15 protein-coding genes are annotated in these 15,906 nt (G+C 56.3%); 7 read left to right on the forward strand and 8 right to left on the reverse strand.

Annotated features, from left to right (window positions below; genetic code table 11):
* Positions 1–62: 62 nt before the first annotated feature.
* A complete protein-coding gene (dgoD, locus tag OOF89_RS20110) occupies positions 63–1,241 on the reverse strand; it encodes a galactonate dehydratase (protein WP_266082315.1) in 1,179 nt (392 codons plus the stop codon).
* 98 nt (positions 1,242–1,339) lie between these two features.
* Positions 1,340–2,311 carry a D-2-hydroxyacid dehydrogenase gene (locus OOF89_RS20115; RefSeq protein WP_266082317.1) on the reverse strand — a complete coding sequence of 324 codons (972 nt, stop codon included), beginning with the start codon at positions 2,309–2,311 and terminating at the stop codon, positions 1,340–1,342.
* Between the two features lie 250 nt (positions 2,312–2,561).
* Here OOF89_RS20115 and OOF89_RS20120 point away from each other — a divergent pair, with 250 nt between their 5' ends.
* Together OOF89_RS20120 and OOF89_RS20125 are read left to right on the forward strand one after the other, a co-directional pair.
* Positions 2,562–3,656 carry a Gfo/Idh/MocA family protein gene (locus OOF89_RS20120; protein WP_266082319.1) on the forward strand — a complete coding sequence of 365 codons (1,095 nt, stop codon included), beginning with the start codon at positions 2,562–2,564 and terminating at the stop codon, positions 3,654–3,656.
* A gap of 106 nt (positions 3,657–3,762) precedes the next feature.
* Positions 3,763–4,494 (forward strand): fumarylacetoacetate hydrolase family protein, encoded by a 732-nt coding sequence (locus OOF89_RS20125; RefSeq protein WP_266082321.1) that lies wholly within the window; start codon positions 3,763–3,765, stop codon positions 4,492–4,494.
* A 165-nt stretch (positions 4,495–4,659) separates the two neighbouring features.
* Here OOF89_RS20125 and OOF89_RS20130 read toward each other — a convergent pair whose 3' ends face one another.
* On the reverse strand, positions 4,660–5,676 hold the full coding sequence (locus tag OOF89_RS20130) for an aldo/keto reductase (RefSeq protein ID WP_266082323.1): 1,017 nt from the start codon (positions 5,674–5,676) through the stop codon (positions 4,660–4,662).
* Positions 5,677–5,798: 122 nt separating this feature from the next.
* Here OOF89_RS20130 and OOF89_RS20135 point away from each other — a divergent pair, with 122 nt between their 5' ends.
* From OOF89_RS20135 to OOF89_RS20155, 5 genes are all read left to right on the forward strand, one after another.
* Positions 5,799–6,797: a Bug family tripartite tricarboxylate transporter substrate binding protein gene (locus tag OOF89_RS20135; protein WP_266082325.1), complete on the forward strand. Its 999-nt coding sequence runs from the start codon at positions 5,799–5,801 to the stop codon at positions 6,795–6,797.
* Positions 6,798–6,833: 36 nt separating this feature from the next.
* Positions 6,834–7,340 (forward strand): tripartite tricarboxylate transporter TctB family protein, encoded by a 507-nt coding sequence (locus OOF89_RS20140; protein ID WP_266082326.1) that lies wholly within the window; start codon positions 6,834–6,836, stop codon positions 7,338–7,340.
* Entirely contained in the window at positions 7,337–8,827 is a 1,491-nt protein-coding gene (locus OOF89_RS20145; protein ID WP_266082328.1) for a tripartite tricarboxylate transporter permease, read from the forward strand. The genes OOF89_RS20140 and OOF89_RS20145 overlap by 4 nt, the downstream gene beginning before the upstream one ends.
* A gap of 83 nt (positions 8,828–8,910) precedes the next feature.
* On the forward strand, positions 8,911–9,690 hold the full coding sequence (locus OOF89_RS20150; protein WP_266082330.1) for an HpcH/HpaI aldolase family protein: 780 nt from the start codon (positions 8,911–8,913) through the stop codon (positions 9,688–9,690).
* 110 nt (positions 9,691–9,800) lie between these two features.
* Positions 9,801–10,283, forward strand: coding sequence for a hypothetical protein (locus tag OOF89_RS20155; protein ID WP_266082332.1), 483 nt, complete (start codon positions 9,801–9,803; stop codon positions 10,281–10,283).
* 27 nt (positions 10,284–10,310) lie between these two features.
* On the opposite strand, the gene OOF89_RS20160 is transcribed toward OOF89_RS20155, so the two are convergent.
* The 5 genes from OOF89_RS20160 to OOF89_RS20180 all read right to left on the reverse strand — a co-directional run bounded on the left by OOF89_RS20160 (position 10,311) and on the right by OOF89_RS20180 (position 15,853).
* Positions 10,311–11,843 carry an Nramp family divalent metal transporter gene (locus OOF89_RS20160; protein ID WP_266082334.1) on the reverse strand — a complete coding sequence of 511 codons (1,533 nt, stop codon included), beginning with the start codon at positions 11,841–11,843 and terminating at the stop codon, positions 10,311–10,313.
* Positions 11,844–11,961: 118 nt separating this feature from the next.
* Complete coding sequence (locus tag OOF89_RS20165) at positions 11,962–13,185, reverse strand: MFS transporter (RefSeq protein ID WP_266082336.1); 1,224 nt, start codon at positions 13,183–13,185, stop codon at positions 11,962–11,964.
* Positions 13,186–13,278: 93 nt separating this feature from the next.
* The gene (locus OOF89_RS20170; protein WP_266082338.1) at positions 13,279–14,373 is read right to left on the reverse strand and encodes a UxaA family hydrolase; all 1,095 of its coding nucleotides are present in this window, start codon (positions 14,371–14,373) and stop codon (positions 13,279–13,281) included.
* The gene (locus tag OOF89_RS20175; protein ID WP_266082339.1) at positions 14,370–14,675 is read right to left on the reverse strand and encodes a UxaA family hydrolase; all 306 of its coding nucleotides are present in this window, start codon (positions 14,673–14,675) and stop codon (positions 14,370–14,372) included. The genes OOF89_RS20170 and OOF89_RS20175 overlap by 4 nt, the downstream gene beginning before the upstream one ends.
* Complete coding sequence (locus OOF89_RS20180; RefSeq protein WP_266082340.1) at positions 14,672–15,853, reverse strand: UxaA family hydrolase; 1,182 nt, start codon at positions 15,851–15,853, stop codon at positions 14,672–14,674. The genes OOF89_RS20175 and OOF89_RS20180 overlap by 4 nt, the downstream gene beginning before the upstream one ends.
* Positions 15,854–15,906: the final 53 nt, after the last annotated feature.

Genomic DNA, 15,906 nt, shown 5'->3' on the forward strand with positions numbered 1-15,906 from the left:
ACACCGGGTCGAATGGTTACACAGAACGTGTTTCAAAAAACGATTGTGTCGGTGACAGTCGTTCAGTCGACCAACGAACGGGTTTCCCAGTCCTTCTCGAAGAGATTGATCGTGTGTACTTCGTCTTTTCCATCGGAGTATGCGTGTTCTTCGACGACGTCGATGTCGAGTTCGACTCCGAGACCGGGACGCTGTGGAATCTCGATATATCCGTCCTCGACGACGATCGGATCAACGAGGAGGTCATTGACCCACTCTACGTCGTACGTTTGGAAGATTTCCTGAATCATGAAGTTTGGCACCGCAGCGTCCACGTGTGCTGAAATCGCTGTCGCGACCGGACCCTGTGGGTTGTGTGGGGCGAAACTGACGTGTTCGGCCTCGGCTTGTGCGGCGATCTTCTTCGCTTCGGTAATCCCGCCGGTGTTCATGATGTCGGGTTGGATGATATCGACGTCCGTGTTCGCCAGCAGATCGCGGAACTCGTACTTCGATACCAGTCGCTCGCCGGTTGCGATGGGGATCGGTGACTTGTCCGCGACTTTTCCGAGACTGTTGATCGAGTCCGGTGGGCAAGGCTCCTCGAACCACGTTGGATGGAACTCGGAGAGCGCATTCGAGACTTCGAGCGCTTGTCCGGCGGTAAATCGACCGTGTCCCTCGATGAGAAGGTCGACATCGGGACCCACGGCCTCTCGCACCGCACGAACGATATCGACCGAGTGATTGAATTTCTCGCGATCCATTCGTTGCCACGATTTCCCGAACGGATCGAACTTCATCGCGTCGTATCCATCGTCGACGACCTGCTTTGCCGCTTTCTGCCACGTTTCGGGGTCGTCTGTCGTTTCGGTATACCATCCGTTGGCATACGCGCGGATCTCGTCACCATGGACGTTTCCGCCGATCAGTTCGTACACTGGTCGGTCGAGCATTTTGCCCTTGATGTCCCAGCACGCCATGTCGATGGCCGAGATAACCGTCGTGTTGACGACGTTTTTCGAGAACCACTCGTCGCGGTACATCTCCAACCATAGACGCTCGGTTTCGAATGGATCTTCTCCGATGAAGAAATCACTCATCTCCTCGATGGCGGCCGCAACCGTCTCCGGTTTGCTATGCGTCGTCGCCTCGGCGAGACCTTGAATCCCCTTATTCGTGTTTACGTGAACGAATACCCAGGGTTTCCATGGATTGGCGACGATATACGTCTCTACGTCGGTAATACGCAAGTCCGACATAATTATGCATTTCGCAACGGATGTAATAATACTTCGTGTCGGGTCAAATGGTGTCTCGAACTCCGGTCAGCGTATCGGAGACCCTCCGTTGGTCCCGTTTACGACTGAACGACGTTCTCTAACTGGTCGATATCGCCACCGTCCATGAGTAGGGTAACGTTCCGTGTGACGATGTCGGCTAATCGATTCCAATGGTTCGGGCTATGACCCGCGTTGTGAGGGGTGATAACGACGTTCTCGATGCGCCAAAGGGGATGATCCTCTGGAAGCGGTTCGGGATCCGTGACATCGAGCGCGGCCCCATCGATTCGATTTCGTTGGACCGCAGAGACGAGCGCGTCGGTGTCGATTATCTTTCCTCGACCGACGTTGATCACCTTCGCATTCGGGGGCAGTGTCCGGAATTCGTCCTCGGAAATCAACCCCGTAGTCGTCTCGGAGAGGGGTGCCGCGATAACCAGATAGTCAGTTCGTGAGAGGGCATCGTGAAACGCTTCGGATTCGTATCCGATGACTTCGTCCGTTATCCCTCCTTTTTCCGGCGTATATCTGACGCCGATCGTATCGACTCCGAATCCGGAGAGTCGCTCGACGACGGCAGTGCCAATGGCACCGAGACCGACGATGGTTACGGTGCTCCCCTTCAGCTCCTCCGCCTGAAAATGGCGCCACTCGTGACGTTGTTGACGCTCCCATCCGGTCTTGAGTCGGCGCGAAAAGGTCAGCATATACCCAAGGACCTGCTCCGCGATATTTGGCGCATGGATTCCGGACGCGTTCGTCACGACGACGTCCATATCGGCGAGGGTGTCGAGGGGAAGGTGATTGTATCCTGCCGCGACGCCCGCGAACAGTCGGAGGTTTTCTGCATACCCTAACAAGGTCTCGTCGATACGCACGCTGGATACGACTTTTGCATCCCGTATGTATTCGCGCTCTTGTGATGGTGTGTTGGCGCATCGAACGCATCGGTTCGGGAGTTGGTCATCGAGGATGGCAGCATATTCGGCCGCCGGCAATCCATGTGTATCGCTGCGTAAGACGAGGACGTCAGTTCTATCGTCGTTCATTGTTATCCCGTCACTGGGTGAGCGTGTACCCTCCCGTGACTACATCTACGAATTCGACGAAATCATATCATCCTTTTCCAATCTGATGGATGGTTGAAAATTACGTCATGTGGGCGTAAAACGGGCAATCGAAGTACCTAGTATATCCATCGGTGGGATAGCACCCGATGATGATATTCGTTCCCGAATGGCTGAATTCAGGCGATCTGATCACCGAATTAATCAAGTGTATGGAGAGACGTCTAAGCATATGGTTTACAGGGCCGGAATTATCGGAACCGGTGGAATCGCTGGGCTGGGAATCCTCGGAATGCACGACGAAGCGGATATCGGTCGAAAGAAGTTCAAAGCCAGTCACGCGGGTGGCTATGAGGAGACCGAGGGAATCGAACTCGTTGCCATTGCGGATATCGACGAATCGAAACTCGAGCGATTCGGCGACGCGTGGGGGATTCCGGAGGAGTGTCGTTACGTGGGTCACGAAACGATGCTCGAATCGGAAGCCTTGGACGTCGTTTCCGTTTGTACTCCGTCGTATCTCCATCGTGAGCACGTGGTATCGACGGCGCGCTCGGCGTCCGATCCCGCTGTCATTTGGTGTGAGAAACCGATCGCAGCGAGCGTCGGCGAGGCCGAAGAGATGAGCAACGTTTGTGCCGATACGGATACTGAACTCGTCGTCAATCACTCGTTCCGGTTCACCGAGAAAGTCCGACAGCTTCGACGCGCAGTCGATGACGGTATCATCGGTGAGCCGAAGTCGATCTCCGCCGACTTCCGGCGGGAGTTGATGCGTAACTCGACACATCTGCTCGACCTATTGGTGTACCTGCTCGACGCCAAAGCCACGCGGGTCAGTGGCTATATCAACGAGGAGAACGACGCCGTCGATGCACTCGGTGGAACACGGGACGTAACTGACTCCGGCGGTGGTGGGCATGTTCTTCTCGACGATGGCACGTTTGCTACAATCGACTGCACCGTTGCCCGTGATATCTCTTCGATGTGTCTCCAATTCATCGGCACCGATGGAAAACTGTATCTCAACAACGACGACGGCGAATGGCGATACTGGACGCTCGAAGACGGTGTCCACATCGAAGAACCGGTTCCGGGGGTGTCGGGCGCCTGGTCGTGGGACGTCGATTATCAACGGGCGTTTCCGAACGCCGCCAGCCACATCGTCGACCTGTTGAACGGTGTCGCGGAAAACCGTTCTCCAGGGGTTGAGGCGACTCGGTCCCTCGAAATCATCGTCAGCTTCTATCTCTCTCATTATACCGGTAGCCACGTCGACCTGCCACTCGAAACGCCACTCAAGGACGTCCGGATAACCTCGTGGTGACGACGAAACGTCCCGTCCCTTTGACTGCCGGTGTTCGCAAGGCGGAGTGGTGCGCGACCCTGCCGCAACGGTAACAGTTTTTAGCGCTGCTCGGAATACTAAATACATGTCGCACGTACGATTTCGTGACCCTGCAGGCTATGTTCGCGACGGTCTGTGGACGGACGATGGCATCACCTTCGCCGACGACACGTATGATCCTACTGAGATAAACATCCTCCCACCGACTGATCCAACGAAGATCGTCTGTGTCGGACTCAACTATGCAGACCACGCGGAAGAGTCGGGAATGGAAATCCCAAGCCGTCCATTGTTGTTTTTGAAACCGCCGAACGCAGTGGCCGGACACGGTGATACGATTACGCTCCCTGCTGGCAAGGAACGAGTCGAATTCGAGGCCGAACTCGGCGTTGTTATCGGCCAGCAGTGTCGAAACGTGGCTGCTGAGAACGCCGAAGCAGTCATCGAAGGGTACACGTGTGTCAACGATATCTCGAACCGCGACGACCAGATGGTCGAACAAAACTGGATTCGAGGGAAAGCGTTCGACGGATCCGCGCCCATCGGACCGGTCGTTGCCCCACCGGAAGCGGTACCGGACGACGCGATGGTCGAACTGAGACTGAATGGGGAAATCAAGCAACGGTCTTCCCGCTCGGAGTTCATATTCTCCGTTCCGGAGATCATCGAGGAGATCACGGCGTATCTCACGCTCGAACCGGGTGACGTCATCATCACGGGGACGCCTGCGGGTGTCGGTCCGCTCTCCGACGGCGATCGGGTCGAAGTCGAGATCGAAGGCGTCGGAACCCTCGAACACGACGTCAGTACGGAATAGCCCCCCCGATATCGGCGTGCGTTCGATATACGCACCCGATTCAACCGGTTCTCCTGATTTTGCGAAGTACATCGTCACCGGGCACTATTGGTGTTCCCGAGTCCTATTCGGAGGGCTCAGTTCGATCCGCCGAAATGCGACTGGCCGGTCCGCTCGAACGGAGAGTCAGTGTCCCCAGAGGGTATCGTCCGCACGATATCGAGCGTCCATGATTCGATTCCACTGTTCTTCGGACAAATTGACGTCGCACGCACCGACGTTCTCGTCCAACTGCTCGGTCGTTCGCGCGCCGATGATCGGGACGCACGTGAAATCGTCGTGATCCATCAGCCATCGAAGCGACACTTGAGCGGGTGTCGCATCCACCTCGTCGGCCACATCGCGTATCGCATCGAGGACTTTCCATCCTCGCTCCGAAGCATAGTAATCGCCGAAGACGTCGTCGAAATTCCCACGGGCACCGTCGGGACCTTTCACGGCTTGCGGGTCGTCTGGGTCCGCACGCTCGTACTTTCCGGTCAGGAAACCACCTGCAAGCGGAGAGTACGGGCAGACAGCGATGTTTTGATCGCTACAGACGTCGAGATAGTCCTTCACGTCCTCGTAGTAGCCAGCGTGGTGGAGGGGTTGTGTAACGTCGAACCGTTCCCACTGGTACGTGTCCGACTTCCAGAGCGCTTTCGTGAGTTCCCACGCGGCCATCGACGATGCGCCGAGGTAGTTCACTTTTCCTTCCTCGACGAGCCCGTTCAGTGTATCGAGCGTCTCTTCTATCGGCGTCTCCTCGTCCCAGCGGTGAATGTAATAGAGATCGAGGTAATCGGTTCCCAGTCTGTCCAAGGTCCCTCGAATCTGGTTTCGAATGTGTGTCCGTGAGAGTCCGGACCCGTTCGGATTCGATTCGTCGAACGGGAAGTAAACTTTCGAGGTCAGGACGAAGTCCTCACGGTCGTGATCCGAAAGCCACTCGCCGATGTATTTTTCGCTCGTTCCGTTCGGATTTCCGTAGACGTTGGCGCTGTCGATGAAATTTATTCCGTGCTCCCATGCCGCATCGAGGAGGTCGTGTGCTTCCTCTCGATCCGTTTCGAGGACGCCGCCGGTTTCCTTCCCGAATCGCCACGTACCGAAACACAGTTCGGAAACCTTCGTTCCTGTCGAGCCTAACTTTCGGTATTCCATACGCTCGACTGGTAGGGTGTGTAGTGATAAAATACCTCGGCACGTCGTATTCAGTACGCGATCCACACGTGTAATAATTATTAAATAAAATTTATATATACGTTAATTAATATAGAATCGATATGAGTGGAGAAAGAACTAGCCGCGTCACTAGACGGAAGTTCCTCAAAACAAATGGATTAGGTCTCCTCACGGCAGGATTAGCGGGCTGCACCCAATCCTGGGGAAACAGCGAGGAATTCCCAAGCGAGAAAATCGAAATGATCGTCCCGTGGTCCGCTGGGGGTGGGACCGACCGTACCGGACGAAAGCTCGCGGAACTTGCGGGCAACGAGATGGACACGAGTTTTTACGTCACCAACAAAACTGGTGGTAGCGGCAGCGTCGGGTTCAACGCAATCGCCAATGCGAAACCGGACGGATACACCGTCGGCGTGACGACCGTCGAGATCTGTACCATCTCGCATCTCGGCATCGCGGACGTCTCACCGAACGGTCTGAAACCGGTAATGCAGTACAACTTCGACCCAGCGTCGCTCACGGTCCCGGAAAAAGCGCCGTACGATTCCCTCGATGGGTTCGTCAAGTATGCCAAGAAGAATCCCGGAAAGATTCGAATTTCGAATTCGGGCACCGGTGCCATTTGGCACCTTTCTGCCGCCGGATTCGCACAACAGGCGGGTATCGACGTCAAACACGCCGGATACGACGGTGGTTCACCGGCGACGAAAGCAGTGCTGAACGGGGAAGTCGAGGCGACGACGGCGAGTGCGGCCGAAGTAGCATCACAGGTCAAAGACGGGCCACTCAAAATATTGTCCGTGTTCGGCAACGAACGTGTCAGTATCTTCCCGAACGTACCGACATTGAAGGAACAGGGGTACGATTTTACCATGGGTGCATGGCGGGGGCTGACCGTTCCGAACGAAACCCCCGACGATCGAATCAAACAGCTTCACGATACGTATAAATCGGTCTACGACTCGAAGACGTTCGAATCGTTCATGAAACAGAACGGGTTCGGGCTAGTGTATCGTGATACGGAAACCTTCGGCTCGTTCATGAACGAGGAGCACGAGCGATTCGGCAACATCATCGAGCGATTGAACCTCGGCAACTGACTTGACTCGAACAATGATTGCGATACCACGATCCATATGAGTTTCAAAATCCGTCACGCAACGCACATCTCGTCGATATTACTCATCCTCCTCAGTGCTGGGGTTTTCTTCGTCAGCGGTACGTTTCCTGCCAGTCCGAACGCCTCCGCACCTGGTGCGGGATTTTTCCCCCGCGTTATCGCCGTCGGTATCGGAGGAATGGCGCTCGTTCAACTCATACGACCGAATGAACAACGAGTGTACACCGTGACCAGGGACGATATCACGACGGTCGGTAGCGTCATCGGATTTCTCGTGGGATACATCGTCTTGATGCCAATCCTCGGCTTTTTCCTCGATACGGTCGTGTTTCTGTTCGCCTTCATGTGGTACTCCGGCGTACGACAACCGTCGCTTGCTGCGGCCATTTCGGTGGGACTCACGTTCGTCCTGTATTATACATTCGTCGGATTTCTCACCGTCTCGCTCCCCGAAAGCGCCATCCTCCCCGTTACGGATCTGTTGCCGATTCAGCTCGGTATTCTCGAGGTGAGCACGAGATGAGCGTCGTCGGAAACCTCGTGCAAGGTATCGGACTGGTTTTTCAGCCGTTCGCCTTGCTACTGATCGTCCTGGGCGTATTGGTCGGGGTCGTTATGGGGTCGATTCCGGGAATGACAGCGACGATGACCGTAGCCGTCCTGGTCTCGTTCACGTTCGGCATGCAACCGACGGAGGGGATGATGCTGCTTCTCGGAATTTACGGTGGTGCGCTGTACGCGGGTTCGATCCCCGCGATACTGATCCGAACACCCGGAACTCCCAGTGCCGCTGCGACCGTGTTCGACGGATTTCCCCTCGCGAAGAAAGGTGACGCCGGACGAGCGATCGGCATCGCCACCGTCGCCTCTTTCATCGGGGGAGCGATCAGCGTCGTCGTTCTTACCGTCTTTTCGCCACAGATCGCTCAGGTCGCCCTCGAATTTGGCTCACCGGAGTATTTCGCGTTGGCCTTCTTCGGGTTGACCATCATCGCCAGCGTCAGCGGTGATTCACTGACGAAGGGATTGCTGTCCGGACTGCTGGGGATGCTCCTCGCGACGGTGGGACTGGATCCGATGCTCGGCTATCCACGGTTCGCGTTCGGAATGACGGCACTCAGCTCTGGCATTCAGTTCATCGCTGTCATGATCGGCCTCTTCGGTGTTGCCGAAGCGATTCAGCGATATCAACACGGACTCGAGAGTCAGGACGTCGAACAGCGAATCGACCGTCTCGTCCCTGCCACCCGTGACCTCAAGTCCATCGGGAACGTCTCCGTCGGATCGAGCCTTCTCGGTTCGATAATCGGGGCGATTCCGGGTGCGGGTGGCGATATCGCCTCGTTCGTTACGTACAACGAGGCGAAGCGGTGGTTCGATTCCGCGACCCCGTCGTTCGGACGTGGAAACATCAGAGGTATCGCCGCTGCCGAGTCCGGCAACAACGCAAGCACCGGCGGCGCGTTGATTCCGACGCTTACGCTCGGGATTCCCGGTGATTCAGTCACTGCGATCCTCATCGGGGCGCTGATGGTTCATGGAATCCGTCCCGGCCCCGGACTCTTCGAGAACGAGGCTCCACTCGTATACTCCATCTTTGTCGGGTTTTTCGTCGTCTATCTCGTCATTCTGGTCGTCGGCCTTCTCGCGGCGCCGCTGTGGGCACGTCTTATCGACTTACCACAGCGATACGTGTGGCCTGCGATCCTCGTTCTCTGCGTCGTCGGGACGTACGCCCTTCGTGGTAACGTCTTCGACGTCTGGGTGATGGTCGGTGCAGGCATACTTGGTTATCTGATGCGCCTCGAGGAGTATCCGCTTGCGCCGATGGTGTTGGGGCTGATTCTTGGACCGATCGCTGAGTCCAATCTGAGACGAGCCCTCACCATCTCCGGTGGTTCGCTTTCCATCTTCATCGATAGTCCACTCACCGTCGTGATTTTGCTCCTGTCTGTGTTTTCACTTCTCGCACCGATACTCCGTCCGTGGATAGCGAAGGTCAGGGCATGAATTACGACGAAGACGGTTTTGCTCACCGTACCCGAACTCAATATAATCGGCACCGATATTTACTACCGGGTCTAGTTTGATTCATGGAGAACGTATTAAAAAACGCACAGAGCAGTGACGAACCGATTATCGGGAGTTGGTTGGCGATCGGCCATCCCGAAGTCGCCGAAATGATGGCACTACTCGACTACGAATTCATCGTCATCGACCGCGAGCATACCCCGATTTCGCTCGAAACGCTCGAAAACGTTCTGCGTGCGGTGGAGAACACCACATCGTCGACCGAATCGTTGGTTCGGGTACCGAGCAGCGATCCCACTGACCTGAAACGAACTCTCGATCTCGGTCCGGCAGGAATCATGGTTCCGATGGTCGAAACCGCTTCGGAAGCTGAGTCGATCGTGGAGGCGACCCGCTTCCCACCGAACGGTCGGCGAGGGATCGGAATCCATCGAGCAGCGAACTACAGCTTAGAACTCGATGCGTACGTCGAAACGGCCGGAGAGGAGGTTACCCGATACGTTCAGATCGAAACGGAGCGCGGTCTTCGAAATGTCGATGCTATCGCCGCGGTCGATGGGATCGACGGCCTGTTCATCGGTCCTGCGGATCTGTCGGCCTCGCTCGGTGCGTTCGGGACCGTGAACGATTCGACGTTTACGGATGCGGTCGATCGAATCGTTCAGTCAGCGAGAAACGCCGACATCTCCGTCGGAACGCTCGCAATCAGCGAATCGGACCGGGAAACCAGACTAAATTGGGATATCGACTTCTTGGTTGCGGGGGTCGATTCGGTTCACCTATTGAACGGTTCGAAGGATGCGTTACGACAGTGTCGTTCAGTATCGAAGTCCGAGAAGTGATCGGTTCGTTCAGCTTGTGATCCCTTTTTTGCCGTCCAGACGGTAGTGGTTCGAACATTTCACTTGTCCGATCAAAACACTAATTTGGTGTTCGGTGTGTGTATGTGTGTATGTCTCACGCAAAATCGGATGGACGTAATTTTGAACTGCTCTGGGGATCGCTCGCTGTCGGTTCATTTTCGATCACCATTCTCGTATATCTTCGGCTTGGCTTCATCGAGAGTTTCCTGCCACTACTCGTCGGTATCTTCTTCATGCGGCGTTCCATGGCCGAGCGCGTAGCCGGTGGCGGGAAAAACCAGCAGCAAAGGGACCGATTGGCGGAAAAATACGGCATCCCACAGGACCGAGCAATCACGAAGAACGAACGAATCGAGATCCTTACCGAAATTCGCGCTTCGTTTCGGAAAAAACGAGCACTCTGGGGAGTGCTCGGTATCGTTTCGGTCGTCCTCGCGTGTGTGTTCATACCGATTACGGTACTCGTGACGGTTATCAGTCTGCTCGTCGGGTTGTACTGTTTCTCCCGGTTCTACAGGGCACACGAAACACTTCGGTATCTCGACCGAGCGATTTCAGAGCTATCCACATAACAGCCCACAAAAACGGACGCAGGTCGCTTAGAACGACGCGAGGCCGAGATATTCGACGATGGAGATAATTCCTGCACCGGTTAGGAACGCTCCTGCAATAATGAGTCCGACGGTGAGCTTCCACCCACCACGGAGTTCTTCCGGGAGTGCCGTTCGCTCGGCCCAAAGCATCGCCCAACACCAGAGTCCGCATCCAAACACACCGCCCAGTATGGATGCCGGAGTGACGATCGCGACGGCAGATAGATCCGACCACATCAGAACGAGTCCGAAGCCACCAGCATATGCGATCGTTAGTAAGCGCGCCGTTCCCATTCGTTTGCGCTCCAGACTACGCGCAGCTTTCGAGAAGGGTTTGACCGTTTCTAGCCACGTCCACGTGTATCCTTCCCACGTCGCGTAAAGCGTTCCGAACAGCGCAAAGAACACGCCGATCTTCCAAAGGATCGTCAGGCCGGGGTGTATGGCGGCGAACCACTGCGCTTGAAACGTGTAGAGGTCGAGGTCGGAGGGGATCAGCTGTGCCTCGTGAAGGCTCTGCGCGCCCAGCACCATCGCGGCGGCCGTGAAGAAGGTGATCGCTGTAAACGAAATCAGGACGTCGATCTGTGGAGCTTTCAACCACGACTTTGCTCGTTGCAGGTTGCTCTCGCTCACGTCGAGTGGCACCTCCTTTCCGGGTGCAAGCTCACGGACGACGTCGGAGACGTCTTCGGAATCGGAACGTCGAAGGATGCCCCAGCGACGTTTTTTCGAATAGCCGACGTAGCCGATGTAGTCGTAAATGCCACCGCCGACCGCACCCATGTACGTGACGACCTCGATCCAGACGGATCGACTCGCGACAGTCGGGTATTTATCGTAAACGAACGGTGCGTAATCGGAAGGCATGGACGGAACCAAGCCACCGAGGACGCCGAACAGAGATGGCTGAGCGGCGATGGCGAGAACGGCTATGGTCGCCGAGAGGAAGGCAACGATGATGATCTGTGCCCGCTCGACGTAATCGTACCCGCCCACGAAAACCAATCCGGCGGTTGCGACCATCAAGATGGTTCCGATCGTCGCAAACATGGTATCGTTCATCGGAAGTCCGAGCACCCAAGCCGTGATTTGCCCGAGCATCTTGGCTAGTCCACCGACCCACGATGGGAAGGCGACGATGGCGATCCCACCCATCAGGAGGGTGAACCATCCTCGTGGTCCCGGTAGTTTCGTCCAGCGGGACATCACGTGCTCACCTGTAAGGGTGTAATACCGAACACCTGAATACGTCATTATTCCTTTCACGAGGCCCGCCCAGACTAACGCCCAGATTATCGATAAGCCGAAGATAGCACCACCACGGGGAGCGAACAGGGTTTCGCCTGACCCTAGCGTGACGGATGCGACGATCGCACCGGGGCCGAAATATGCGAGTAACTTCTTCCAGTTCCGAGACCCAGATTTGAGTTCCGCCGGTGGCTCCGGAAACGAAATCCCTTCCGTGCTCGGTAAGACTGTTTCTTCGACCGTGCTATGCTCTGTCCGTGGTGGTTCTTGTTCTACCTTCGCACACATACTGTAACCTCTACTACCTTGTCAGATAAAGTCATACATGGTTAATAAACATTTCTGTTGTGTGCGTGATGCAAATGTTTCTGGCAATATGATTTATACCGCATATATTATTTAACTTCTACACTTCCGTTGTCCCCCGTCGGAGTCCCTCCGAAACGATTGCGGCGATGACAGCAAGCATCGCGAGTACGACGAAGAGCCACGAAAAGCTCGCTCGCGTGAGGACGTATCCGGCGATAGTCGCACCCAACGCACCAACGCCAAAGACGCCGACATACGTGTATCCGTAACTCAGCCCACGAGTATCGGTAGACGAGTAATCCGCGACCGTAGCCTGCATGAGCGGCTGCTCACCGAAGAGAAACACGCCGAGAAGTATACTCAGCGGAACGAGATTCCACATACTCGGGTTCGTGATCGCTGCGAACATGGCGGATACACCCGCCAATCCGAGAAAAACCACAACGAGTCCGCGGATGGGACTCACCCGATCGACGAGCCACCCGCCGACGTACTGACCGAAGACACCGACGAGCAGCAATCCACTGTATAGGTATTGGGACGTCCCACGAAACAGGTCAGGTGTGATGGCGGACTTCGACGTGATTACCGTGTCGAAGACGTCAGGGAGGAAGGTCAGAATCCCTCGGTAGAACAACCCTTCTAAAACCACCAATAGGAATATTACGGCGAACCCACGAGCGAAGAGCCGTTTCGATGACGAACCGAACTCGGCGATCGAGAACCCGTCCCGTGAATCGACAGCCACTCCACCGTTGCTCACGCGAGCCGGTTTCTCGATGGGAACGAGAAGCGTAACGATACCGACGAGGAGCGCCGGAACGACGAGGAGTGAAGCCGCGTATCGCCACGACAATTCCAAGAGAAGGACTGAAACGAGGAGCGGGCCAACTGCAGTTCCCACGTTACCTGCCACACCGTGAAACGCGAGTCCTCGCCCACGTTCCGAGACGGTGCGGCTGATCAGTGAGAGTCCGGTTGGATGATACATACTCGCGGACCCACCCCAGACGATCAGACCGACCGTGAGGATGAAAATACTCGGTGCGAGACTTATGATGACGAATCCGACACCCATTCCCAGCACACTGATCGCGATGAGCATGCGTGTATCGTAGTTATCGGCGAGAATACCGCTCGGAAGCGCCCCGAGGCCGAACAGGACGTAGCCAACAGTGACGACGAATCCGATCATCGCCGTATCGACGGCGAACGTCGTCATCCAAATCGGAATGAGAAGCGGAATGGTGAGTTCGTACGTATGTACCAGTCCATGTGCGAACGAAGCGACAGCGACGGTTCGTCGGTCGTTACTATTCACTGTAACCACCGCTTATGACGACACCGGTACGATGCATCGGGGCTCAACTCGGGGCTGTCGATAGGGTGAAAGTGTACGGATTCCATCCGTTGATCACATCGAGGGTCCGACACGCGTTATCGCAAACTCCGTCAGGCCATGCTTGTCCGCCGCACAGGGATTCCCGTCCCCAACGGTTCGAATCCGCGTCAATAGGTCGCTTTTCGTATCCGCTGTTGCGTCGATATCGATATCATCGGCAAGCGCCGTGACTGTGGAGTGCTCTCCGGAGACCTTGATAACAGGGGCTATCGGATGCCCGGCGGGAATCCCATCCGCCGTGAGATGGATGAGTAGATTCGCGCCGGCGGCGACCAGTCCAGTCGCTGCTTCTTCGAACCGTGACGGTGAATCGACGATTCCGATGCCGGAATCGAGAGATGCAGCGGACCCATACTCCAACACTTCGTTGATGTCACTCGATCCCCATTCGCGAGTTATCTCGTCGAAATCCCCCGCTGCAGCACGCATCCCGACCTGTGTCGCTCGTGGTGGCTCCTCTCGGTGTCGGGAAAACAACGCCTCGAGGTCGGAATGCGCGTCTGGAACGGTTCGTTCGCGTGCGGCCGCCGGATGGACGACGAGACGTTCGTTTCCTGCGGTGACGATTCGAACTCCCATCTCGGTTAATTCATCGATCACATCGCCGACGAGGGGTGCTGCAACCTCGCGTGTGCTCTCGCGGAGGTCACTTGCGATTACACCGACGGTCAACTTCCGAAGCGGGACGGATTTCTCGCGGATGTCCGCTTTTTCCCACAGCTCCCGAGCTCGTTCGACACCCTGCTCGACGCACGCTTCAGTGCTCCCGATGTCTTGAATCGAGACCTCCCTGACGGGTACGCCACGTTCGGAGAGCGAGGCAGCTACTTCCGTACTCTGTACCTCTTCACAGCCGAGTCCGACCACGACGACGCCTGCGACGTTCGGGTTGGTTCCGATGCCGACGAGTGTTCGCGCCGTTTGCTCGTTATCCGCCCCGAGCTGAGCGCATCCGTGGTCGTGTGGGGTCGCTCGAGCGTATGGAAGTCGTGCTGCGATTCGGTCGGCAACGTGGTGGGAACAGATCACCGATGGAACGACGAGAACGTGGTTGCGAATCCCGACTTCGCCGTTCGAACGTTCGTACCCTTGGAGCGACGCTTTCATCGTTCGGTCCCCTCCTGGTCGCCCCGACCACGAGTGCTTTCACAATTGTGTGTATGTACCCAGGTACCAGCGGGAACGTCCGTCGTTGTACGGCCGATAACGGCACCGTATTTGTAAACCTCCTCTCCACTCTCCATCGGATCGAGTGCGAATTTATGCCCGAACGGAACCCGGTCGGCGAGTATGATTCTCTGCCCGTCAATTTCCAGTACGCGTCCGGACTCGAGGTCTTCGAGTGCGGTCGCAACTGAGTCCCGGCGATCCATGAGCAGCGCCGCATCTTCGATTACGTCGCCTTTCATGCTGTTCCCTCCAACTCCTTCGGCTGGATCTCGTTGATCGCAAACTCCTGAAGCTGTCGGCGTTCAGCTTCGGTTCGTTGTCCGTTTGCGACCGCTTTGATGGTCTTGTATACTCGTTGACCGACTGCCTCGATATCCTCTCCGTGGACGATCGTCGACGCGTTTACGTCCATATTACTCCGCATCTTTTTCCACGTACCCGGATTGCCCGTGACCTTGATGACTGGCGCTATCGGGTTCCCTGTCGTCGAACCTCGGCCGGTCGTAAAGGCGATAATCTGCGCTCCGCCAGCGACCTTTGCGACGACGCTCTCGACGTCGTATCCGGGCGTATCCATGAGGATGAGCCCACTGCCAGCCGGTAATTTTTCCCCGTAATCGACGATGCCCCGTATCGGGGTCGTTCCACCCTTCGCAATCGCTCCGAGGCTCTTTTCTTCGATTGTCGTCAACCCTCCTTCCTGATTGCCGGGTGTGGGTTGTGCGCCACGGAGGTCGACACCCATCAGTTTCGCTTGTCCCTCACGCGCTTCGACGCGTTCGAGAAGTCGCTCACGAGTTTTTTCGTCAGCACACCTTTCTGCCAGGATATGTTCTGCACCGATGAACTCCGGCGTCTCGCTAAAACAAGTCGTCCCACCCGCAGCAACGAGTCGGTCTGCGGCGTTTCCCACCGCGGGATTGGCCGCGATACCGCTCGTCGCGTCACTTCCTCCACATTCCGCGCCAAAAATCAGCTCCGATAGATCTGCATCCTCGCGTCGTGTCTGCGATATCCCTTCGTACAATTTCTCCATGAGATTCCGTCCGGCTTCGAGTGTCCGTTTCGTCCCTCCACAGTCACGAATCGAGAGCGTCTCGACCGGCGTACCACTCGTCGCAATTCGATCCGCGAGCGAATCGGCATCGATGTCTTCGGTACCGAGTTCGAGGACGACGGCGGCACCGACGTTCGGATTTCGACCGACGCCAACCAAGACGCTCTCGGTTTGCCTCCGTGCCGGGTCGGGTTGTGTCGTCCCCATTTGATGGGGCGTTGCACGTGCCCACGCGCCGGATTCGGTCGCGATGTGACGGGCAACCGGACTGGCGGCTACCGACGTCGGGATGATGGCGACGTAATTGCGGACGCCGATCTGGCCATCGTCTCGGCGATACCCGCGAAATGTTCCACACATACGCCTTCTTCATTCTCGGGGACGTGCTATAGGTTTTACTCCGTGAGAGAAGA

The sequence above is a fragment of the Haladaptatus caseinilyticus genome, assembly GCF_026248685.1.
GTDB classification, from domain to species: domain Archaea; phylum Halobacteriota; class Halobacteria; order Halobacteriales; family Haladaptataceae; genus Haladaptatus; species Haladaptatus caseinilyticus.